This is a genomic window from Azospirillum sp. B2RO_4, from assembly GCF_051124815.1.
GTDB lineage: Bacteria > Pseudomonadota > Alphaproteobacteria > Azospirillales > Azospirillaceae > Azospirillum.
Window position 1 is genome coordinate 710,187 of record NZ_CP118487.1, and the last position, 19,965, is coordinate 730,151.

Annotated in this window: 16 protein-coding genes; 4 read left to right on the top strand and 12 right to left on the bottom strand. The window is 69.1% G+C overall.

The window, feature by feature from the left end:
* Positions 1 to 156 precede the first annotated feature (156 nt).
* From PWS46_RS20775 to PWS46_RS20805, 7 genes are all read right to left on the bottom strand, one after another.
* Positions 157 to 1,056 (bottom strand): hydroxymethylglutaryl-CoA lyase, encoded by a 900-nt coding sequence (locus PWS46_RS20775; protein WP_434622599.1) that lies wholly within the window; start codon positions 1,054 to 1,056, stop codon positions 157 to 159.
* 2 nt (positions 1,057 to 1,058) lie between these two features.
* On the bottom strand, positions 1,059 to 3,062 hold the full coding sequence (locus tag PWS46_RS20780) for an acetyl-CoA carboxylase biotin carboxylase subunit (protein WP_434622601.1): 2,004 nt from the start codon (positions 3,060 to 3,062) through the stop codon (positions 1,059 to 1,061).
* 4 nt (positions 3,063 to 3,066) lie between these two features.
* Positions 3,067 to 3,849 (bottom strand): enoyl-CoA hydratase/isomerase family protein, encoded by a 783-nt coding sequence (locus PWS46_RS20785; RefSeq protein ID WP_434622603.1) that lies wholly within the window; start codon positions 3,847 to 3,849, stop codon positions 3,067 to 3,069.
* Between the two features lie 11 nt (positions 3,850 to 3,860).
* Positions 3,861 to 5,468, bottom strand: coding sequence for a carboxyl transferase domain-containing protein (locus tag PWS46_RS20790; protein WP_149200189.1), 1,608 nt, complete (start codon positions 5,466 to 5,468; stop codon positions 3,861 to 3,863).
* Positions 5,469 to 5,510: 42 nt separating this feature from the next.
* On the bottom strand, positions 5,511 to 6,644 hold the full coding sequence (locus PWS46_RS20795) for an acyl-CoA dehydrogenase (RefSeq protein ID WP_434622605.1): 1,134 nt from the start codon (positions 6,642 to 6,644) through the stop codon (positions 5,511 to 5,513).
* 160 nt (positions 6,645 to 6,804) lie between these two features.
* Positions 6,805 to 7,986, bottom strand: a complete 1,182-nt coding sequence (locus PWS46_RS20800; protein ID WP_434622607.1) for an acetyl-CoA C-acyltransferase — start codon at positions 7,984 to 7,986, stop codon at positions 6,805 to 6,807.
* 68 nt (positions 7,987 to 8,054) lie between these two features.
* Positions 8,055 to 9,227, bottom strand: a complete 1,173-nt coding sequence (locus PWS46_RS20805) for an isovaleryl-CoA dehydrogenase (protein WP_136704033.1) — start codon at positions 9,225 to 9,227, stop codon at positions 8,055 to 8,057.
* 300 nt (positions 9,228 to 9,527) lie between these two features.
* Between PWS46_RS20805 and PWS46_RS20810 the strand changes: the two genes are divergently transcribed.
* On the top strand, positions 9,528 to 10,523 hold the full coding sequence (locus PWS46_RS20810; protein WP_434622609.1) for a bile acid:sodium symporter family protein: 996 nt from the start codon (positions 9,528 to 9,530) through the stop codon (positions 10,521 to 10,523).
* A gap of 178 nt (positions 10,524 to 10,701) precedes the next feature.
* Here the strand turns inward: PWS46_RS20810 and PWS46_RS20815 are convergent, their stop codons facing one another.
* Positions 10,702 to 12,072, bottom strand: coding sequence for a hypothetical protein (locus PWS46_RS20815; RefSeq protein WP_434622611.1), 1,371 nt, complete (start codon positions 12,070 to 12,072; stop codon positions 10,702 to 10,704).
* A 44-nt stretch (positions 12,073 to 12,116) separates the two neighbouring features.
* On the bottom strand, positions 12,117 to 13,223 hold the full coding sequence (locus PWS46_RS20820) for a hypothetical protein (protein ID WP_434622613.1): 1,107 nt from the start codon (positions 13,221 to 13,223) through the stop codon (positions 12,117 to 12,119).
* 424 nt (positions 13,224 to 13,647) lie between these two features.
* Between PWS46_RS20820 and PWS46_RS20825 the strand changes: the two genes are divergently transcribed.
* Positions 13,648 to 14,052: a 6,7-dimethyl-8-ribityllumazine synthase gene (locus tag PWS46_RS20825; protein WP_085084143.1), complete on the top strand. Its 405-nt coding sequence runs from the start codon at positions 13,648 to 13,650 to the stop codon at positions 14,050 to 14,052.
* A gap of 37 nt (positions 14,053 to 14,089) precedes the next feature.
* Here the strand turns inward: PWS46_RS20825 and PWS46_RS20830 are convergent, their stop codons facing one another.
* Together PWS46_RS20830 and PWS46_RS20835 are read right to left on the bottom strand one after the other, a co-directional pair.
* Positions 14,090 to 16,573: a PAS domain-containing hybrid sensor histidine kinase/response regulator gene (locus PWS46_RS20830; RefSeq protein ID WP_434622616.1), complete on the bottom strand. Its 2,484-nt coding sequence runs from the start codon at positions 16,571 to 16,573 to the stop codon at positions 14,090 to 14,092.
* Positions 16,574 to 16,692: 119 nt separating this feature from the next.
* Positions 16,693 to 17,580, bottom strand: a complete 888-nt coding sequence (locus PWS46_RS20835) for a LysR family transcriptional regulator (RefSeq protein ID WP_434622618.1) — start codon at positions 17,578 to 17,580, stop codon at positions 16,693 to 16,695.
* Between the two features lie 75 nt (positions 17,581 to 17,655).
* On the opposite strand from PWS46_RS20835, the gene PWS46_RS20840 reads away from it, so the two are divergent.
* On the top strand, positions 17,656 to 18,885 hold the full coding sequence (locus tag PWS46_RS20840; protein ID WP_434622620.1) for an MFS transporter: 1,230 nt from the start codon (positions 17,656 to 17,658) through the stop codon (positions 18,883 to 18,885).
* A gap of 5 nt (positions 18,886 to 18,890) precedes the next feature.
* Complete coding sequence (locus PWS46_RS20845; RefSeq protein WP_434622622.1) at positions 18,891 to 19,421, top strand: GNAT family N-acetyltransferase; 531 nt, start codon at positions 18,891 to 18,893, stop codon at positions 19,419 to 19,421.
* Positions 19,422 to 19,426: 5 nt separating this feature from the next.
* Here the strand turns inward: PWS46_RS20845 and PWS46_RS20850 are convergent, their stop codons facing one another.
* On the bottom strand, positions 19,427 to 19,654 hold the full coding sequence (locus tag PWS46_RS20850) for a hypothetical protein (protein ID WP_434622624.1): 228 nt from the start codon (positions 19,652 to 19,654) through the stop codon (positions 19,427 to 19,429).
* Positions 19,655 to 19,965 lie beyond the last annotated feature (311 nt).

Consider the following 19,965-nt stretch of genomic DNA (forward strand, 5'->3'; position numbering starts at 1 on the left):
TTCAGTCTGCGCCATCCATTACAACATATATTGCAGGATTTTTCTCGCTGATAGCTTCTCATTAGTACCGGACGCTCGGGTATAAGGTGTCCCCCCCAAATACGAAAGGGCCGCGCCCCCTTGCGGAAGCGCGGCCCTTCGTTGCCGAAGATTCCCTCACGCACAACCACGAGCGCGGGCCACCTTCGATGCGGTGGGGCGGCCGATGGCGTCGCTGATGAACGCCCCGGCCGCGATCAGCTTGTCCAGATCCACCCCGGTCTCGATGCCGAGGCCGTTCAGCATGTACAGCACATCCTCGCTCGCCACGTTGCCGCTGGCCCCCTTGGCATAGGGGCAGCCGCCAAGCCCCGCGACGGAGCTGTCGACCACCGCCACCCCCATCTGCAGGGCGGCCAGGATGTTGGCCAGCGCCTGCCCATAGGTGTCGTGGAAATGGACGGCGATCTTGTCGACCGGCACCCGCTCCGCCACCGCGGCGATCATCGCTTGAGCCTTGGTCGGCGTCCCCGTGCCGATGGTGTCGCCCAGCGAGATCTCGTAGCAGCCCATGGCGAACAGCCGCTCCGCAACGTCCGCCACCGCCTTGGGCGCGATCTCCCCCTCATAGGGGCAGCCGAGCACGCAACTGACATATCCCCGCACCGGCACGCCCGCCGCCTTGGCCTGCTCCATGACGGGGGCGAAGCGGTCCAGGCTCTCGGCGATGGAGCAGTTGATGTTCTTCTGGCTGAAACTCTCCGAGGCGGCGCCGAACACCGCCACCTCGTCCGCCTTAGCCGCCAGCGCGCCCTCCAGCCCCTTCAGGTTGGGGGTCAGGGCGGCATAGCGGACACCGGGCTTGCGGGTGATACCGGCCAGCACCTCGGCGCTGTCGCCCATCTGCGGCACCCATTTGGGCGAGACGAAGCTGGCGGCCTCGACCACGCTCAAGCCGGCGTCGGACAGGCGGTTCACCAGTTCCACCTTCACCGCTGTCGGCACCATCGACTTTTCGTTCTGGAGGCCGTCGCGCGGGCCGACCTCCACCATGCGGACGAATTTCGGCAACTGCATCGTCAGGCCTCCGCGATGTCGAGAACCAGCAGGTCGACGCCTTCAGACACCTGATCGCCCGCCGCGAAATTCACGGCGCTGACGGTGCCCGCCGCCGGGGCCTTGATGGTGTGCTCCATCTTCATGGCTTCCAGCAGCATCAACGGTGCGCCAGCCTCGACGCTCTGGCCCGGTTCCACCAGCACGCGGACCACGGTGCCCGGCATCGGCGCGGTCAGACGGCCGGAGCCGCCCTCCTGCTCCGCCGCGCGGGCGCTGGGGTCGTCCAGCGTCAGGCGGGACACCGCGCCGTCGATCAGCACGGTGATGTCCAGCCCCTGCTGCACCACGGTGGCGCGGGTGCGCATGCCGTCCAGCGTCGCGGTCAACAGCCCGTCCGATAGGCTGACCCCGGTCACCGGCATCGCCTTGCCGCCATCCACCGCGACCTCATAGCCATCTGCGCGGAAATGCAGCGTCACCTCGCGCGCCGTCTCGCCGTCCATCAGGCGCAGGTCGTAATGGTTCTCCTCGTTCAGCCGCCAGCCATTGGCGAGCAGCCAGGGCGAGTAGCGGTCCGACCGGGCGCGCAAGGCAGCCTGCGCCTCCTCCCGCCGCTTCAGCAGCACCGACAGCGCGGCGGCGGCCAGCGCCTTGTCGGCGACCGGGGCCGGCGGCGGCAGCAGGTCGGCGCGGTGGCGCTCGATGAAGCCGGTGTCGATTTCCACCGCCTTGAAGGCCGGATGGCCGGCGATGGCGCCGAGGAAGCCGACATTGGTGGTGACGCCGACGACCTCATACTCGGCCAGCGCCACGCGCAGGCGGCGCAGCGCGCTGTCACGGTCCTCGTCCCAGACGATCAGCTTGGCGATCATCGGGTCGTAATACATCGTCACCGAATCGCCCTCGCGGACACCGGTGTCGACGCGGACATGGTCGTTCTCGGCCGGCGGACGCAGCCGCACCAGCTTGCCGATGGCCGGCAGGAAGTCGCGCTGCGGGTCCTCCGCGTACAGCCGCGCCTCGAAGGCATGGCCCCGGCGGGTCAACTGCTCCTGGCGCAGCGGCAGTTCGGCGCCAGCGGCGACGCGCAGCTGCCACTCGACCAGATCGAGCCCGGTGATCTTCTCCGTCACCGGATGCTCCACCTGCAGGCGGGTGTTCATCTCGATGAAGTAGAAGCCGCCATCCTCATAGAGGAACTCGACGGTGCCGGCGCCGACATAGTTCACCGCCTTGGCCGCGGCGACCGCGGCCTCGCCCATGCGGCGGCGGAGGTCGTCGGGCAGGTTCGGGGCCGGCGCCTCCTCGATCACCTTCTGGTGGCGGCGTTGGACCGAGCAGTCGCGCTCGAACAGATAGACGCCGTTGCCGTGGGTGTCGCAGAAGACCTGGATTTCGACATGGCGCGGCCGGCCGAGATACTTCTCCAGCAGCAGGCTGTCGTCGCCGAACGCCGCCTTCGCCTCGCGCTGGGCGCCGGCGACCGCATCGGCAAGCTCCCCAGCGGCGCGCACCACGCGCATGCCCTTGCCGCCGCCGCCGGCCGACGCCTTGACCAGCACCGGATAGCCGATGCGCCCGGCCTCCGCCGACAGGGTGGCGAAGTCCTGGTCGGTGCCGTGATAGCCCGGCACCAGCGGCACGTCGGCATTCGCCATCAGCCGCTTGGATTCCGCCTTGGAGCCCATGACGCGGATCGCCTCGATCGGCGGGCCGATGAAGACGACACCGGCCTCCGCGCAAGCCGCCGCGAAACCGGCATTCTCCGACAGGAAGCCGTAGCCGGGATGGATGGCCTGAGCGCCTGTGCGCTTGGCCACGTCGAGGATGATGTCGCCGCGCAGATAGCTTTCGCCGACCGGGGCCGGGCCGATGCAGACGGCCTCGTCGGCCATCTGGACATGCATCGCCTTGGCGTCGGCCTCCGAATGGACGGCGACGGTCTTGATGCCCATCCGGCGGGCGGTGCGGATGACCCGGCAGGCGATTTCGCCACGGTTGGCGATCAGGATCTTGTCGAACATTGGATCAGCTCCGCCAGGACGGGGTGCGTTTGTCGAGGAAGGCGCCGACGCCCTCCTTGCCTTCGGCGCTGGCGCGCTGGCGGGCGATGCGCTCCGCCGTGTCGCGCACCACGTCGTCGGTCAGCGGCCGGCGGGCGACGGCGCGGATCAGCTCCTTCGCGGCAGCGACCGCAGTAGGCGCGCTGTCCATCAGGCTCTTGACCGTCTTCGCCACCGTCTCTTCCAGCCCGTCGGCGTTGGTCAGCTCATGCAGCAGGCCGATGCGGTGGGCCTCCGCCGCGCTGAACCGCTCGCCGGTCAGGAAGTACCGGCGGCAGGCGCGCTCGCCGATGGCGGCGATGACATAGGGGCTGATGGCGGCGGGAATGATGCCCAGCCGCACCTCCGACAGGGCGAAGGTGGCCGTCTCCACGCCGATGGCGATGTCGCAGGCCGAAACCAGCCCGACGCCGCCGCCGAAGGCCGGTCCCTGCACCACGGCGACCGTGGGCTTCGGGCATTCGTCCAGCGTGCGCAGCATGGTGGCGAGCCCCATGGCGTCGGCCAGATTCTCCTGGTGGGAGTAGCCCGCCATCTTCTTCATCCAGGACAGATCCGCCCCGGCCGAGAAGCTCTTGCCCACCCCGCGCAGCAGCACGACGCGCACCGCCGGATCCTCGCCCACCCGCCGGAAGGCGGCGGTCAGGTCGGCGATGACCTGCTCGTTGAAGGCGTTGTGCACGTCGCCGCGGTTCATGGTGACGGTGGCGACGCCGTTCTCCGCAACCTCGATCAGAATATCGCTCATGATCGCCCCCCTCACATCCGGAAGACGCCGAAGGGCGTCTTCGGCACCGGGGCGTTCAGCGAGGCCGACAAGCCGAGGCCCAGGACCATGCGGGTGTCGGCCGGGTCGATGATGCCGTCGTCCCACAGCCGGGCGCTGGCGTAATAGGCGTGGCTCTCGCGCTCGAACTGGGCGCGGATCGGCGCCTTCAGCGCCTCCTCGTCCTCGGCCGACCACGGCTTGCCCTGGGCTTCCATGGCGTCGCGCTTGACCTGGGCCAGCACGCCGGCCGCCTGCTCGCCGCCCATGACGGAGATGCGGGCGTTCGGCCACATCCACATGAAGCGCGGGCTGTAGGCGCGGCCGCACATGCCGTAATTGCCGGCGCCATAGCTGCCGCCGATGATGACGGTGAATTTCGGCACCTTGGCGCAGGCCACAGCCGTCACCAGCTTGGCGCCGTCCTTGGCGATGCCGCCGGCCTCGTACTTCCGCCCGACCATGAAGCCGGTGATGTTCTGGAGGAACACCAGCGGGATGCGGCGCTGGCAGCACAGCTCGACGAAATGGGCGCCCTTCAGGGCGGATTCGCTGAACAGGATGCCATTGTTGGCGATGATGCCGACGGGATAGCCGAAGATATGGGCGAAGCCCGTCACCAGCGTCGTGCCGTAGAGCGGCTTGAACTCGTCGAAGCGCGATCCGTCGACCACCCGCGCGATCACCTCGCGCACGTCGAAGGGCTTGCGGGCGTCGCTGGGGATGACGCCGTAGAGTTCCCGCGGGTCGAAGGCGGGTTCCTCCGGTTCGCGCAGGTCGAGGTCGATGTGCTTGGCGCGGTTCAGGTTCGACACCACGCGGCGCGCCATCGCCAGGGCGTGGGCGTCGTTCATCGCGTAATGGTCGGTCACGCCCGAGGTACGGGAATGCACATCGGCGCCACCGAGGTCTTCCGCCGACACCACCTCGCCGGTCGCCGCCTTCACCAGCGGCGGGCCGCCCAGGAAGATGGTGCCCTGGTTGCGGACGATGATCGCCTCGTCCGACATCGCCGGGACATAGGCGCCGCCGGCGGTGCAGCTTCCCATCACCACGGCGATCTGCGGGATGCCCTCGGCCGACATGTTGGCCTGGTTGTAGAAGATGCGGCCGAAATGGTCGCGGTCGGGGAAGACCTCGTCCTGGTTCGGCAGGTTGGCGCCGCCGCTGTCGACCAGATAGATGCAGGGCAGGTTGTTCTGCTGGGCGATTTCCTGCGCCCGCAGGTGCTTCTTGACCGTCAGCGGGTAATAGGTGCCGCCCTTCACCGTCGCGTCGTTGGCGACGATCATGCACTCCTGCCCGGCGACGCTGCCGATGCCGGCGATGATGCCGGCCGACGGGATGTCCTCGGCATAGACGCCGTCGGCGGCCAGCTGCGACAGCTCCAGAAACGGCGAGCCGACGTCGAGCAGTTGGCGGATGCGCTCGCGCGGCAGCAGCTTGCCGCGGGCGAGGTGCTTGTCGCGGGCCTTGGCGCCGCCGCCCTGCTGAATGGCGGCGACCTTCCGGCGCAGATCGTCGACCAGCGCCTGCATGGCGTCGGCGTTGGCCTGGAACTCGGCGGAGCGCGCGTTCAGGGCGCTCTTCAGGACGGTCATGCCGTCTTCCTCCCGGTTTGGCGGTCTTGATTGCAGACTGTGTTACTGAACAAGCGCGCGGCTGATGACCAACCGCTGGATGTCGCTGGTGCCTTCATAGATCTGGCAGACCCGGACGTCGCGATAGATGCGCTCGACCGGGAAATCGTTGAGGTAGCCGTAGCCGCCATGGATCTGGATGGCGTCGGAGCAGACCTTCTCCGCGATCTCGGAGGCGAACAGCTTGGCCATCGCCGCCTCCTTCATGCAGGGCACCCCGGCGTCACGCAAGGATGCCGCATGCAGCACCATCTGCCGCGCGGCCTCGACGCGGGTCGCCATGTCGGCGAGGCGGAAGGCGATGGCCTGATGCTGGATGATCGGCACGCCCATGCTCTGGCGTTCCTGGGCGTAGCGGATGGCGTGGTCGAGCGCCGCGCGCGCCATGCCGACCGACTGCGAGGCGATGCCGATGCGCCCGCCCTCCAGGTTCGCCAGCGCCACCTTGTAGCCGGCGCCCTCGGCCCCGAGCATCAGGTCGGCCGGAACCCGGCAGTCCTCGAAGACGATCTGGCAGGTGTCGGAGCAGTGCTGCCCCAGCTTCTCCTCGGTCCGCGCCACCTGATAGCCCGGCGTGTCGGTCGGCACGATGAAGGCGCTGAGCCCCTTCTTCCCCGCCGCCGGATCGGTCACCGCGAAGACGATGGCGACGTCGGCCTGCGAGCCCGAGGTGATGAACTGCTTGGTGCCGTTCAGCACCCAATGGTCGCCGTCGCGCCGGGCGCGGGTCTTGATCGCCGAGGCGTCGGACCCCGCCTGCGGTTCGGTCAGGCAGAAGGCGCCCAGCATCTCGCCGCGCGCCATCGGCTTCAGGAAACGGTCCTTCTGGGCGTCGCTGCCGAACTTCAGGATCGGCATGCAGCCGACCGAGTTGTGGACGCTCATGATGGTGGAGACCGCACCGTCGCCGGCGGCGATCTCCTCGATGGCGAGCGCATAGGCGACATGATCGGTGGCGGCGCCGCCGAACTCCTCCGGCACCAGCATGCCCATCAGGCCGAGTTCGCCCATCTCGGCCAGCTCGGCCTTGGGGAAGGCGCCGCTGCGGTCGCGCTCGGCGGCGGTCGGCGCGAGCCGGTCCTGCGCGAAGGCGCGGGCCATGTCGCGGACCATGGTCTGTTCTTCGGTCAGGTGCATCGGGCGTTTCCTCGGATTTCTATAGTCCCCTCTCCCCCCCGGGGAGAGGGTTAGGGTGAGGGGGAAGCACGGCAAGGACTCTCGGGAAGGCACGCAGTGCACCCCCCTCACCCCGACCCTCTCCCCGGGGGGGAGAGGGGGGAATAAGCGAGGGAGTGACTTACACCCGCTCCACCGCAATCGCCGTCGCCTCGCCGCCGCCGATGCAGAGCGACGCCACACCCCGCTTCAGGTCGTACTTCTCCAGCGCCGCCAGCAGCGTGACGAGGATCCGCGCCCCCGACGCGCCGATGGGATGGCCGAGCGCGCAGGCGCCGCCATGGACGTTCACCTTGTCGTGCGGCAGGTCCAGATCGCGCATCGCCGCCATGGTCACTACGGCGAACGCCTCGTTGATCTCGAACAGGTCGACGTCGCGGGCCGACCAGCCCACCTTCTCGAACAGCTTCTGCATCGCGCCGACCGGAGCCGTCGTGAACAGCGCCGGCTGCTGGGCGTGGTTGGAGTGGCCCTTGATCTCGGCGATCACGCGCAGGCCGCGCTTCTCGGCCTCGCTGCGGGTGGTGACGATCAGCGCCGCGCCGCCGTCCGAGATCGACGAGGCGTTCGCCGCCGTCACCGTGCCGTCCTTGGCGAAGGCCGGCTTCAGCGTCGGGATCTTCTTCGGGTCGCCCTTGCCCGGCTGCTCGTCGGTGTCGACCAGAGTGTCGCCCTTGCGGCCCTTCACCAGAACCGGCGCGATCTCCGCCTTGAAGGAGCCGTCCTCCACCGCCTTGCGGGCGCGGTTCAGGCTCTCGATGGCGTAGTCGTCCTGCGCATCGCGGGTGAAGTTGTAGCTGCTGGCGCATTCCTCGGCGAAGGTGCCCATCAGGCGGCCCTTCTCGTAAGCGTCCTCCAGCCCGTCGAAGAACATGTGGTCCAGCACCTTGCCGTGACCCATGCGGTAGCCGGCGCGGGCACGGTCCAGCAGATAGGGGGCGTTGGACATGCTCTCCATGCCGCCGGCCACCACGACCTTGGCCGAGCCGGCCTTGATGACGTCATGGGCGAACATCACCGCCCGCATGCCCGAGCCGCAGACCTTGGAGATCGTGGTGCAGCCCACCCCCTTCGGCAGCCCGGCGCCCAGCGCCGCCTGGCGCGCCGGGGCCTGGCCCAGCCCGGCCGACAGCACGTTGCCCATGAACACCTCGTCCACCGCGTCCGCGGCGAGGCCCGAGCGCTCGAGCGCCGCCTGGATGGCGACGGCGCCAAGCTGCGGGCCGGTCAGGCCCATGAGATCGCCCTGGAAGCCGCCCATCGGCGTGCGGACGGCGGCGGCGATGACGATGCTGTCGGTCATGGTGGTCTGTCCCTTTCCCTCGATGCTCTCTGTGCTTTGCCGAACCGCTTTACGCGGTCTCCCAGCCTTCAGGCCGTTTCCTTGAACAGTTCGCGCCCGATCAGCATGCGGCGGATCTCGCTGGTGCCGGCGCCGATCTCGTAGAGCTTGGCGTCGCGCAGCAGGCGGCCGGTCGGGTACTCATTGATGTAGCCGTTGCCCCCCAGGGTTTGAATGGCCTCCAGCGCCATCCAGGTCGCCTTTTCGGCGGAGAACAGGATGGCGGCGGCGGCGTCCTTGCGGGTGGTCTCGCCACGGTCGCAGGCCTTGCACACGGCATACACATAGGCCTTGGCGGCGTTCATGATGGTGTACATGTCGGCCAGCTTGCCCTGCATCAGCTGGAACTCGCCGATGGACTGGCCGAACTGCTTGCGGTCGTGGACATAGGGGATCACCACGTCCATGCAGGCCTGCATGATGCCGAGCGGACCGCCGGACAGCACCGCGCGCTCGTAATCGAGGCCCGACATCAGCACGTTCACGCCGCGGCCGACGCCACCCAGGATGTTCTCCTCCGGCACCTCGCAGTCCTCGAACACCAGCTCGCCAGTGTTGGAGCCGCGCATGCCGAGCTTGTCCAGCTTCTGCGCCACCGAGAAGCCCTTGAAGCCCTTCTCAACCAGGAAGGCGGTGATGCCGCGCGGGCCGGCGTTGATGTCGGTCTTGGCGTAGATGACCAGCGTGTCGGCGTCGGGGCCGTTGGTGATCCACATCTTGGTGCCGTTCAGGACGTAGCGGTCGCCCTTCTTCTCGGCCCGCAGCTTCATCGACACCACGTCGGACCCGGCGTTCGGCTCCGACATCGCCAGCGCGCCGATATGCTCGCCGGAGATCAGCTTGGGCAGATAGCGGCGCTTCTGCTCCTCGTTGCCGTTCTTGCGGATCTGGTTGACGCAGAGGTTCGAATGGGCGCCGTAGCTGAGCCCCACCGAGGCCGAGGCGCGCGACACCTCCTCCATCGCCACGACATGCTCCAGATAGCCCATGCCGGCGCCGCCATACTCCTCCTCGACCGTCACGCCGAGGATGCCGAGGTCGCCCATCTTGCGCCACAGCTCGTTCGGGAACTCGTTGCTGTGGTCGATCTCGGCGGCGCGGGGGGCGATCTCGTTGGCGGCGAAGCTCCGCACCGAATCGCGCAGCATGTCGGCCGACTCGCCGAGGTCGAAATTCAGGCTCGGGTACTGGTTGGACAGCATGGACGTATCGCTCCCCTGGGAAATCATCCGTTCTTTGACCATACGTTACCGTATGGCAAGGCCGGTGGCAAGGGGGTAGCTGAGACGGCCGAAAACCTATTGAGCTTCAAGAGATTGGCCCCGCCGCGCCTCCGCCGGAGATTTCCGCATCGTGGAAAGAGCCGGGGGCACGCCGATTTTCCCCAATCTTTTCAAGGCTGCCATGCATGTTGAATACTGTATTCCAGAACGGCGAAGGCGGTTATAACGGAAGCCAAGGCGCTATGTCCGGCCAGTGATAACGATTTGGGGGACCAACCAATGATCCGCGTGCCTCGCCCGAACATGGACGGCTTCACCATGGCCCTGGTGGCGACCGTCGGGCTGGCGACCGTGCTGCCGGTGCAGGGCCAAGCCGCTCAGGGCGTGCACTGGCTGGCGGAGGCGGCCATCGCGCTGCTGTTCTTCCTGCACGGCGCCCGTCTGCCGCGGGAAGAGGTGGTGGCGGGCATGGCGCATTGGCGGCTGCATCTGCTGATCTTCAGCCTGACCTTCGCCGCCTTCCCGCTGATCGGCTGGGCGGTGGTGGAAACGCTGCCGCACAGCCTGCTGCCGCCGGCCCTGGCGATCGGGGTGCAGTTCCTCTGCCTGCTGCCCTCCACCGTGCAGTCGTCCATCGCCTTCACCTCGATGGCGCGGGGCAACGTCGCGGCGGCGGTGTGCAGCTCCACCCTGTCCAACATCTCCGGCATCCTGATGACGCCGCTGCTGGTGGCTCTGTTCCTGAAGGTGCAGGGGAGCGCGCTGTCGCTCGACACGCTGCAGACCATCGCGGCGCAGCTCCTGCTGCCCTTCGTCGCCGGCCAGTTGCTGCGGCGCTGGGTCGGCGCCTGGGCGGCGCGGCACAAGACGATGCTGCGCTTCACCGACCGCGGCTCGATCCTGCTGGTCGTCTATCTCGCCTTCAGCGAGGCGGTGGTGAACGGGCTGTGGCATCAGGTGCCGCCGGCCGCGCTGGGCATGGTGGTGCTGATCGACTGCGCCATCCTGGGCGTCTTCCTGATCGGCACGACGCTGCTCAGCCGCCGCCTGGGCTTCTCGCGTGCCGACGAGGCGGTGATCGTCTTCTGCGGCTCGAAGAAGTCGCTGGTCAGCGGCGTGCCGATGGCCGGCGTCCTGTTCGCCCCGGCCACCGCCGGCCTGGTCCTGCTGCCGGTGATGGTGTTCCACCAGATCCAGCTGATGGTCGGCGCCGTCCTGGCCCGCCGCTACGCCGAAGAGGACGAAGCAAGGGACGCCCTGCCGGCGACCTCGTGAGATTTCGTGACGCAGGCCAAAGTCCCCTCTCCCCCCCGGGGAGAGGGTTAGGGTGAGGGGGTCGCGCGGCGAGGATCTCCAAGCATCGCGCACTCTCCGCTTCCCAGCAAATTCACTCCATGCATCCCCCTCACCCCGACCCTCTCCCCAGGGGGGAGAGGGGGAAAGGCGGAACCCCCTACTCCTCCGCGAATTCCCCCGTCGCGGCCATGATGGCGGTGCGGAGCTGGTCGGCCTTGGCGGGGCCGGCGACCAGCTCCAGCAGGCGCAGGGCGTAGAACAGGCCGATCTCCGCCGTTTCCGCATCATCGGGATCGCCGGCGGCCTTCGGGTACTGCGCCAGCAGGGCATGCGCCCGCGCCATCAGCCCCTTTTCCATCGACGCCATCGCCGTCTTCAGCGGCTCGTGCAGGCCCAGCGCGTCGGCCAGCCCCTCGCAGCGGCGCAGCGCGCGGGCATGGTCCTCGGCCGCCGCCTGGGCGTCCTCGTCCACCGCGGCGGGGCGGCCGTTCTCCGCCGGGGCCGCGACGGCGGTCAGGATGCCGCCGGGCGCGGTGTCGAGCACGGTGCCGGTCACCATGGTCCGCACCGCCGACTTCACCGCCTCCAGCCGCTCGCGATAGACCGGCTCGGCCAGGAAATCCATGACGGCGGAGGTGGTGGCGACGCTGGCGACCAGCCGCTCGGCAATGGCGATGGCCTCCTCCGGCGCGATGGCGGCGGCGGCCCCTCCCGGTCCGGCGCTGTAGCCGTTGCCGTCCAGCCGGGCCGACCGCTCCTCCAGATTGGTGACCACCAGCCCGCTCAGCTGGGCGAAGATCACCGGCTGCTCGCGCCGCGCCTTGCCGAAATCCAGATCGTTCAGCACCGTCAGCAGATCGGCCGGGTTGGCGATGCGCGAGGCGGCGACCAACAGCAGGTAATAGACCAGCCCGGTGGATTGCCGCGCCACCGCCTGGACCGCCTGCTCGATGACGCCGACATGCTCGTCCTCGAACGCCGGCAGCGGCTTCGGCGCCAGCGCATCCTTCAGCGATTCCACCGTCAGCCCGATCTCCAGGAAGGCGGCGACGTCCAGCACCTGCCGCCGCATCTCCTCGTCGCCATGCAGCACGCGCCACAGCGCGTGCCGGGCGCCGTCCTGCTCCACCGCGCTGCGGATCGCCTGGGCGGCCATCGGCCACAGCCGGCGCCCGATGTTGCGCAGCGCGTTGAGATTGCCGGGCGCCGTCTCCTGCACCTGCCGGTCGAGCTGGTCGATCAGGGCGGTGTCGCCGCACTCCGTCACCAGCCTCCACACCGGGTCGATCACCCGCCGCTCGATGCGGCCCAGCGGCACGTCGACGCCGCTGAAGCTTTCCAGCACATCCTCGAACGGCATGCACAGCACACGCTTCAGCGTCGGGCGGCGGTTCGGGCGCACCTGGACCAGCCGCGGGCGGATGGCGGCGAAGGTCTGGCGCACGTCTGGATGGTCGCGCACCCGCTCCAGCAGGCGGACCACCTCGATGAACTTGTCCTCGGGGATGTCGAACAGCCGGCTCTCCAACCCCGGTAAGCGGTCGGCTTGCCCTTTTCCCCCCGCCCCTCCCGTCATGGCGCGCGCGCTTTCACCGCCTCGATCCGGCGGATGGCGTCGATGTCCATCTGGCCGGTGCGCCAGTCCTCCAGCATGCGGACGGAGCGGCGGTGGGCCACCTTCACCTGCTTGGAATCCCCGACGAAATCGCGGGTCGACTCCTTGCGCGGCAGCAGAGGCAGGATGCGGAACAGGTCGTTGACAGTCGCCGCCTGCTGGTGGTGGTCCTCGGCCTGCGCCACCTCCCACGCCCCGGTGAGGTGGCTCCAGCCGTCGAGCAGCCATGCCATGCGGCCGGCCTGGGCGCGCACCCGGACGATCTCGCTGTCCCAGTCGCGCATCAGCGGCCCGATGGCCTCGATCCGCCGGTGGAAGTCGCCCAGGACCTTGTCGCCGATGGAGATGGTGTGCTGCGCCACCTCGGCGCAGAACTGCGCCACCGGGGCGGCGTCGCTCGGCACGTCGTTCGCCCAGCCGGTCATGCTGTCGCGGAAGGCCTTCAGGTCGTTCAGCCCGCGCGTCAGCCGGCCGGGCCGGGGCGAACGCGCCAGCCCGACCGGCGCGGTAACCGCGGCGATGTCGGCCAGCCGGGAATAGAGCAGCGTGGCGTCCATCTTCAGGCTTTCCGCCGCGCGGGTCATCAGCTGCCGGGTCAGCCGCTGCCCCTCGTCGGTGTCGATGCCCGCCTTCAGCATCTCCGGCGATTCCAGGCCCACCGCCTTCAGGATCGCCAGGATCAGCAGATAGTGGGTCAGCGTGCTCTGTTCCTCGTCCTCCTCCAGGGCGCGGCGGGCGGCCTGCGCCGCCTGCGGCCCGGCAAGCCCGCGCCGCGCCGCCTTCAGCGTCGCCCGGCGGATCTCATAGGGGGAACAGGCGTCCTCCTTCACGATCAGGTCGTGCAGATAGCGGTCGTGCATGGTCATCGACACCATCTCCGGCACCGCCTTCCAGGCGACGACATAGATGCCCATGCCCTGCGACAGGCTGGGGATCAGCACCTCCAGCTTCGACCGCTCGCCGCGGCGCACGCGGGTCTGGGACAGCAGCGGCGTGGTGAAGGCCACCGCGGCCCCCCGCTCCTCGAAGGTCGACGGCGCGTATTCGATCGCACCTTTCAACATGATTGCCGTTCCGGATCCGCCTGGTCGTTCGCTTGCGCCGGCGACGTCCCAGCCCCCCGGGCCCGCCGCAACCGCCACGCCGTCATCATTACATGGTCGTAAGAAAAGCGGCGGCGACCAATTTGTGCTGAATTGTAGCGCTGTGCGACGGCCTGTCGCACTCGGCAACAGTTCGCACAGGCAGAGCGGACCTGTCCATAAGGGTTTTTCCTTGGGCGGACTGCGCGACAGCTTGGCCGCCGCCGCGATGCAACCGGAATTACCCGCGCAACTTTATAAAGCCGACGGGAAATCTCCGTACCGGCTGCGCGTCCGTCGGCACCGCGCGAGGCCCCTTGCGCCATGCGCGGACGGCCCTTGCGCTTTGCGCGGCGACGCGACAGTTTGGGCGAAGGTTACACCGCGAACATGGGAGAAGCAGAGGGTGAGCAACATCGGCATCGTGCTCGGACGGTTCCACCGCAAAGAGGTGGAAGAGATGCTGGACGAGGCGCGCACCGTCGCCGCCCGCCGCGGCCTCGGCATCGTCGCGGAGGTCTGGGTCCCCGGCTCGATGGAGAAGCCGCTGGCGATCAAGCGCCTTTTGATGCGCGACGACGTCGCCGGCGCCGTGGCGCTGGGCATCATCGAGCGGGGCGAGACCGAGCACGGCAACGTCATGGGCCATGCCGTCATCTCCAGCCTGATCGACCTGCAACTGCAGTTCATGAAGCCGGTCGGCGTCGGCATCCTCGGGCCGGGGATCAACCCGTCGCAGATCCCGCCGCGCATCCGCCCCTACGCCGCCGCCGCGGTGGACGCCTGCGCCGACCTGATCGAGCAGGGCTGAGGCTTTTCCGCCTGGGGGCCGGACGGCGGCGAAACCGTCACGTCCCCCCCATCAGTTCGCCCAGCGCATGGCCCAGCTGGCGCGGGGTCACCGGCTTGTGGATGATGCCCAGCCCATGGGCGGCGGCGTCGCGTTCGCAGTCGGGGCCGGTCTCGCCGGTCAGGATCAGGCCGGGGATCGCGGCGCTGCCCGGATCGTCGTACAGCGCGCGGATGCGGGCGACCGCATCGGTCCCGAACTGTCCTTCGCGCAGGCGGTAGTCGGCGAGGATCAGGTCGGGGCGCCGTCCCATGCGGCTCAGCCCCTCCACCGCCTTCTTGGCGGAGCCGGCGACCAGCACCTCGTACCCCCATTCGCGGAAGATCGTCTCAAGCCCCAGCAGCACGATGGCGTCGTCGTCGACCACCACGGCGAAACGCCCGCGCCCGGCCGTCGCCGCCTCCGCCGAGGTCGCCGGCGCCTCGATGGTTCGGCCGAGCGGCAGGGCGATGACGAAGCTGGTCCCCTGCCCCGGCTTGGACTGGACGTCCACCGGATGGTTCAGCAGCTGCGACAGCCGCCGCACGATGGCCAGCCCCAGACCCAGGCCGCGGTTGCGGTCGCGCTCCGGGTTGCCGACCTGGTGGAACTCCTCCCAGATGCTTTCCAGATGGTCGGGCGGGATGCCGATGCCGGTGTCGCGCACCTCGATCAGCAGCCGCCCGCCGGCCCGCCGGCATTCGATGTCGATCCGCCCGCTCTCGGTATAGCGCAGCGCGTTCTCCACCAGATTGCGCACCATCCGGGTCAGCAGCGTGCGGTCGGTGCGGGCGGCGGCGTTGCAGGAGAGCATGTGCAGCTCCAGCCCCTTGGCCGCCGCCACCGGCCGGTACGCGGCGGCGATGTGGTCGAACAGCGGGGCGACCGATACGTTCTCGATGTTCGGCTGGACCACGCCGGCATCCAGCCGCGACATGTCGAGCAGGCTGTCCAGCAGCTCCTTAAGCGCGTCCAGCCCCCGTCCCAGATGCATCAGCGCATTGAGGCCCTGGCTGCCCTGCACATGCGGCTTCAGCACGTCGACGAACAGCAGCAGCGCCTGCAGCGGCTGGCGCAGGTCGTGGCTGGCGGCGGCCAGGAACTTGCCCTTGGCGAGGTCGGCCGCCTCCGCCGTCTCCTTCGCCTGCAACAGCGCCTGCTGCGCCTGCCGGCGGGCGGTGATGTCGCGGAAATAGACCGAGAGGCCGTCGGCGTTGGGATAGATGCTGACCTCCACCCAGTCGCCCAGCACGGGTGATATCACCTCCACGGTCATCTCCCGGCCTTCACGCGCCGCCTGCTTCTGCGCCTCCAGCGATTCGCTGCCCAACGCCTTGGGGAAGGCTTCCCAGAGACGGAGACCCAGCAGCGTGTCGCGCGACCGGCCCCAGATCTGTTCGGCCTTGCGGTTGATGTAGGTAAAGCGCCAGTCGTGATCGACGGCATAGAAGGCGTCGCTTATGCTCTCCAGGATCTTCACCGCCCGCTCGTGCGAGGCTCGGGCCTCCTCCTCCGCCCGCTTGCGCATGGTGATGTCGCGGAAGAAGCAGCCCACCCCTTCCGCCGTCGGCAGGAAGCGGATTTCAAGCCACAGGGTGGTGCCCTCGCCGTCGAAGCGCTTCTCGATGCTGGTCGGCTGGCGCTCGGTCATCGTCTTGCGGCACAGCGCCTCCAGGTCCGACCCGGCGAACTGCGGCCACACCTCCCACAGGCGGCGGCCGCGCATCGCCGACAGCGGCTGGTGGTCGAGCTGCTCGGCCCGGCGGTTCTGGCAGATCACGCGATAGTCGCGGTCAAGCCCCACCAGCGCCTCGTCGATGCTGTCCAGGATGTCGGCGGCGCGGCGGCGCGCGGCGGCGAGGGTCTCCTCCATCTGCCGCTCGTCGGAGCGGTCATGCAGGATCCACAGGAATCCCTCCTCGTCGCCCTGGAGCGGCAGGATGGTCAGTGCGCCCCAGACCCTGGAACCGTCCCGGTGGCTGAAGCTGCGCTCCTCCTGGATGCGGCCCTCGGCCAGCGCACGCACCCGCAGCGCGTCGGGCACGCCCGCGGCGGCCTCTTCCGGTGGGAACAGGATGTCGACCGGCTGCCCCAGCACCTCCTCCTCCGTCCAGCCCAGGATACGGACCGCTCCGGGATTCCAGCTGGTCACCCGGCCGTTGGGCGACAGGGTCAGGATGGCGTGACCGATGGCGCTGTCCAGGATCGCCCGCAGCCGCCTTTCGCTGTCCACATGGGCAGCGCGGCTGCGTTCCAGGGCGTCGAAGGCGTTGCGCAGATCCTCGTTCAGCGCGGTGACCGTCAACAGGTCGTCGCAGCCGGCGCGGGCGGAGGACAGTGCGGTCTGCAGCCGCGCGTTTTCCTGCTCCAGCTCCGCCAGCCGCACCAGCAGTTTCGCGTCGGGTCCAGAAACCGGCGGGGCTTCCGGTTGGGCATGCTGGTCCCGCCCGCCTCCCGTTCGGTTATTGGCGGACTCGTTCGGAACGGACTGCTGCTTGGTCATAGGCGCCCAAGAAAAACGAAAGTCTCATTGAACGAGAGTGCGCATTGCCTAAAGCCTCTGTAAACCATCCAATGGAAATATTCCGGAAGAGGGCCGGACGCGCGATTTTATCGATAATGTTACCGCATATCGGTAATTGCCTTCACCATCGCCCTTACGCCCGCATCGAGCACTTTGTCACGCCGCAACACCAACCCTAACTTGCGGATCAATGGCGGCGTCAGAGGTTGGACTGCGAAACGGTCGCAATCCTGCGGATTGGCAACGGTGACCGACGGCAGGATCGACCGGCCGAGCCCGGCGGCGACGAGGTTCTTGATCGCCTCCACATTGCCCAGTTCCATCGCCGGGCGCGGCTGGATGCCGCCGGCCATGAACCAGCCGTCGATCACCGCGCGCATGGTCCCGCCGCGCTCGTACAGGATCAGCGTCTGGTCGGCCAGCGCCGCCGGGGCCACTCCCACCGCGGGATTTTGGGCGCCATCGCTGGGACCGACGCAGACCAGCTCCTCGGCACAGACCGGTTCGATGGACAGGCCGGGGCGGCCGGCCGGCAGCGTGACCAGCGCCAGATCGAGCGAGCCTCCCTCCACCGCGTCCAGGATGTCCGGCGTGTTGCCGGTGACGACGATGATCTCGAGCCCCGGATGTGCGCTGCGCAGCGCCGTCAGGATCGGCGGCAGCCGGTAGATGCAGGCGGTGGCACCGGTGCCGATGCGCACGCGCCCGACCTGCCCGGCGCGGTGGTGGCCCATGGCGACCGCAGCCGCCTCCATCTCCTCGCGCAGGCGGCGGATGAAGGGCAGCAGGTCGCGCCCGGCCGCGGTCGGCAAGGCCCGCTTGCCCACCCGCTCCACCAGCCGCACGCCGAAGCGCTCCTCCAGATTGCGGATCTGCATGCTGACCGCCGGCTGGGTCAGGCCGAGCCGGCCGGCCGCCTCGGTGAAGCCGCCATGCTCGACGACGGTGGCGAAGGTGATGAGCTGGTCGAGGTTCAGGCCGCGCATACCCGCAGTCTTCCTTATGATTCCGATCAATTCAATAAATTTGCCTTTTTATCCACCCTCCGCGACGGTGTGGCCATGACGACCGCCGCCATCACGACTCCCGCCCCCCGCCCGATCTGGCTCCTGCTGCTGTGCGCCAGCCGCTTCGCCACCTCGCTGTCCTTCATGGTCTATGCCGGCGCGCTCGGGCCGGCGATGCAGGCCTGGGGCATGTCGGCGGGGGAGGCCGGGTCGATCCAGACCGCCTTCAACGTCGGCTACGCCCTGTCGCTGGTCGGGTCCTCCTGGTTCGCCGACAGCCTGGGCGCCAAGCGCGTCTTCCTGTGGGCGGGCTGGGCGACGGCGCTGACCGGCCTCGCCTTCGCCTTCTTCGCCAGATCGGCGGAAAGCGGGCTGCTGCTGTTCGCTCTGGTGGGATTGACCCAGGGCGGCACCTACGCCCCCTCCATCATGCTGGTGGCGCAGGGCGTGCCGGCGGCGCGGCGCGGCGCGGCGGTGGGCTGGCTGCTGGCGGCGGGGTCGCTGGGATATTTCGGTTCCATCGCGCTCGCCGCCGGCCTGTCGGAGCGCTTCGGCTACGAGGCCGCCTTCATCGCCTGCGGACTGGGGCCGCTGCTGGCGGCGCTGCTCGGCACGGCGGGATTGCGCGGCCGCGCCAATCTGGTGGCGGGCGGCGGAGTGCGGCGGCTGCGCGGCGCCTTCCGCTTCCTGGCCGACCGCCGCTCCCTGCTGCTGACCGTGGGCTACACCACCCATTGCTGGGAACTGCTGGGCATGTGGGCGTGGCTGCCCGCCTTCCTCACCGCCAGCCTCGCCGGCTCCGGCGGCGCCGGAGTTCGCGGCCTGTGGATCGCCGCGGCCATCCACATCTCCGGCTTCCTGTCCTCGCTGCTGATGGGGCGCGCGTCCGACCGGCTGGGCCGCCGGGCGGTGCTGATCGCGATGGGTGTGCTGGGCGCGGCCTGCTCCTTCAGCATCGGCTGGATGGACGGGATGCCGCTGGCGCTGGTGCTGGCGGTGGCGGCGCTCTACGGCTTTTCCGCGCTGGGCGATTCGCCGGTGCTGTCGACGGCGATGACGGAATCGGTCGAGCCGGGCAGCCTGGGCGCGGCGCTCGCCGTCCGCTCCATCCTCGGCTTCGGTGCCGGCGGTGCGGCCCCGCTGGCGGTCGGGCTGGTGCTCGACCATGCCGGCGGCGCCGGCGGTTCCGGCTGGGGCTGGGGTTTCGCGCTTCTCGGCGTCGGCGGCGGGTTGGCGACCGTCTGCGCCCTTCTTCTTCCCGCCGACCGTCCTCAACGGAGCTGAGTCCAATGCCTGCCATAACCGTGCGGGCGTCCACCGACGCCGACATTCCCGCCATCACCGCCCTCTACGCCCACCACGTCCTGCACGGCACCGCCTCCTTCGAGGAGGTCCCGCCGGACGAGGCGGAGATCGCCCGCCGTCGCGCCGACATCCTGAACCGCGGCCTGCCCTATCTGGTGGCGGAGTGCGGGGGGCGGCTGGCCGGCTACGCCTATGCCGGGCCGTACCGCACGCGCAGCGCCTACCGCTTCACGCTGGAGAACTCGGTCTATGTCGCCGAGGGCATGGGCCGGCGCGGCATCGGCCGGGCGCTGATGATCCCGCTGCTGGAGATGTGCGAGGCGGCGGGCTACCGCCGGATGATCGCGGCGATCGGCGACAGCGCCAACCACGGCTCGATCGGCCTGCACGGCGCCTGCGGCTTCCGGCATGTCGGCATCCTGCCGGCGGTGGGCTTCAAGTTCGGCCGCTGGCTCGACGGCGTGCTGATGGAACGCCCGCTGGGCGAGGGAAGCGACAGTCCGCCGACCGGCTGACCCGCTCAGTCCGCGCCCAGCAACTCGTCCCGCCGCGGGCTGGGCGCCGTCGCCATCGGCACCGTCCGCGGCAGTTCGACAGTGGGCAGCCGCCACTCAACCGGCGGCGCCGATCCCGGCGTCGGCCGGTAATGGTCCAGCACCGCCAGCAGCGTCAGCAGCGCCAGGGCCAACGCCGCCACCAGCAGCCGGCGGTCCACCCCGGCCAGAAGGCCGCGATCACGTTGGGCCATGCTCCGTCCTCCCCCTTGCCTTTGGCCTCGTCGCACCGAACCAGCTTGGCCGATGCGGCGGGACGGCGCAATGCGGCCTTGCGGCCAGGATTTTGCCGAACTTTCCACCTATGCCCGCCGCTCCGTCGGCAGCCTTGCGCGAAGCGCCCCGGCGGCGTTCTGAAACGCCGATAGGTCAGCGATACTGACTCGATTTCCGCGCCCTTCCCCGGCTTTCCGTCGATTTGTCGGTGAAAGAGCGATCCCGCCGAATCGAGTCGGCCTTCCCACGCCAGAGCCCATCATCCGACCACCGCCGGATGCGGCGGATC

Coding starts and splice junctions, on each gene's coding strand:
- PWS46_RS20775 (WP_434622599.1), bottom strand. CDS start 1,056: ATGCAGTTGCCGAAATTCGTCCGCATGGTGGAGGTCGGCCCGCGCGAC.
- PWS46_RS20780 (WP_434622601.1), bottom strand. CDS start 3,062: ATGTTCGACAAGATCCTGATCGCCAACCGTGGCGAAATCGCCTGCCGG.
- PWS46_RS20785 (WP_434622603.1), bottom strand. CDS start 3,849: ATGAGCGATATTCTGATCGAGGTTGCGGAGAACGGCGTCGCCACCGTC.
- PWS46_RS20790 (WP_149200189.1), bottom strand. CDS start 5,468: ATGACCGTCCTGAAGAGCGCCCTGAACGCGCGCTCCGCCGAGTTCCAG.
- PWS46_RS20795 (WP_434622605.1), bottom strand. CDS start 6,644: ATGCACCTGACCGAAGAACAGACCATGGTCCGCGACATGGCCCGCGCC.
- PWS46_RS20800 (WP_434622607.1), bottom strand. CDS start 7,986: ATGACCGACAGCATCGTCATCGCCGCCGCCGTCCGCACGCCGATGGGC.
- PWS46_RS20805 (WP_136704033.1), bottom strand. CDS start 9,227: ATGCTGTCCAACCAGTACCCGAGCCTGAATTTCGACCTCGGCGAGTCG.
- PWS46_RS20810 (WP_434622609.1), top strand. CDS start 9,528: ATGATCCGCGTGCCTCGCCCGAACATGGACGGCTTCACCATGGCCCTG.
- PWS46_RS20820 (WP_434622613.1), bottom strand. CDS start 13,223: ATGTTGAAAGGTGCGATCGAATACGCGCCGTCGACCTTCGAGGAGCGG.
- PWS46_RS20830 (WP_434622616.1), bottom strand. CDS start 16,573: ATGACCAAGCAGCAGTCCGTTCCGAACGAGTCCGCCAATAACCGAACG.
- PWS46_RS20835 (WP_434622618.1), bottom strand. CDS start 17,580: ATGCGCGGCCTGAACCTCGACCAGCTCATCACCTTCGCCACCGTCGTC.
- PWS46_RS20840 (WP_434622620.1), top strand. CDS start 17,656: ATGACGACCGCCGCCATCACGACTCCCGCCCCCCGCCCGATCTGGCTC.
- PWS46_RS20845 (WP_434622622.1), top strand. CDS start 18,891: ATGCCTGCCATAACCGTGCGGGCGTCCACCGACGCCGACATTCCCGCC.
- PWS46_RS20850 (WP_434622624.1), bottom strand. CDS start 19,654: ATGGCCCAACGTGATCGCGGCCTTCTGGCCGGGGTGGACCGCCGGCTG.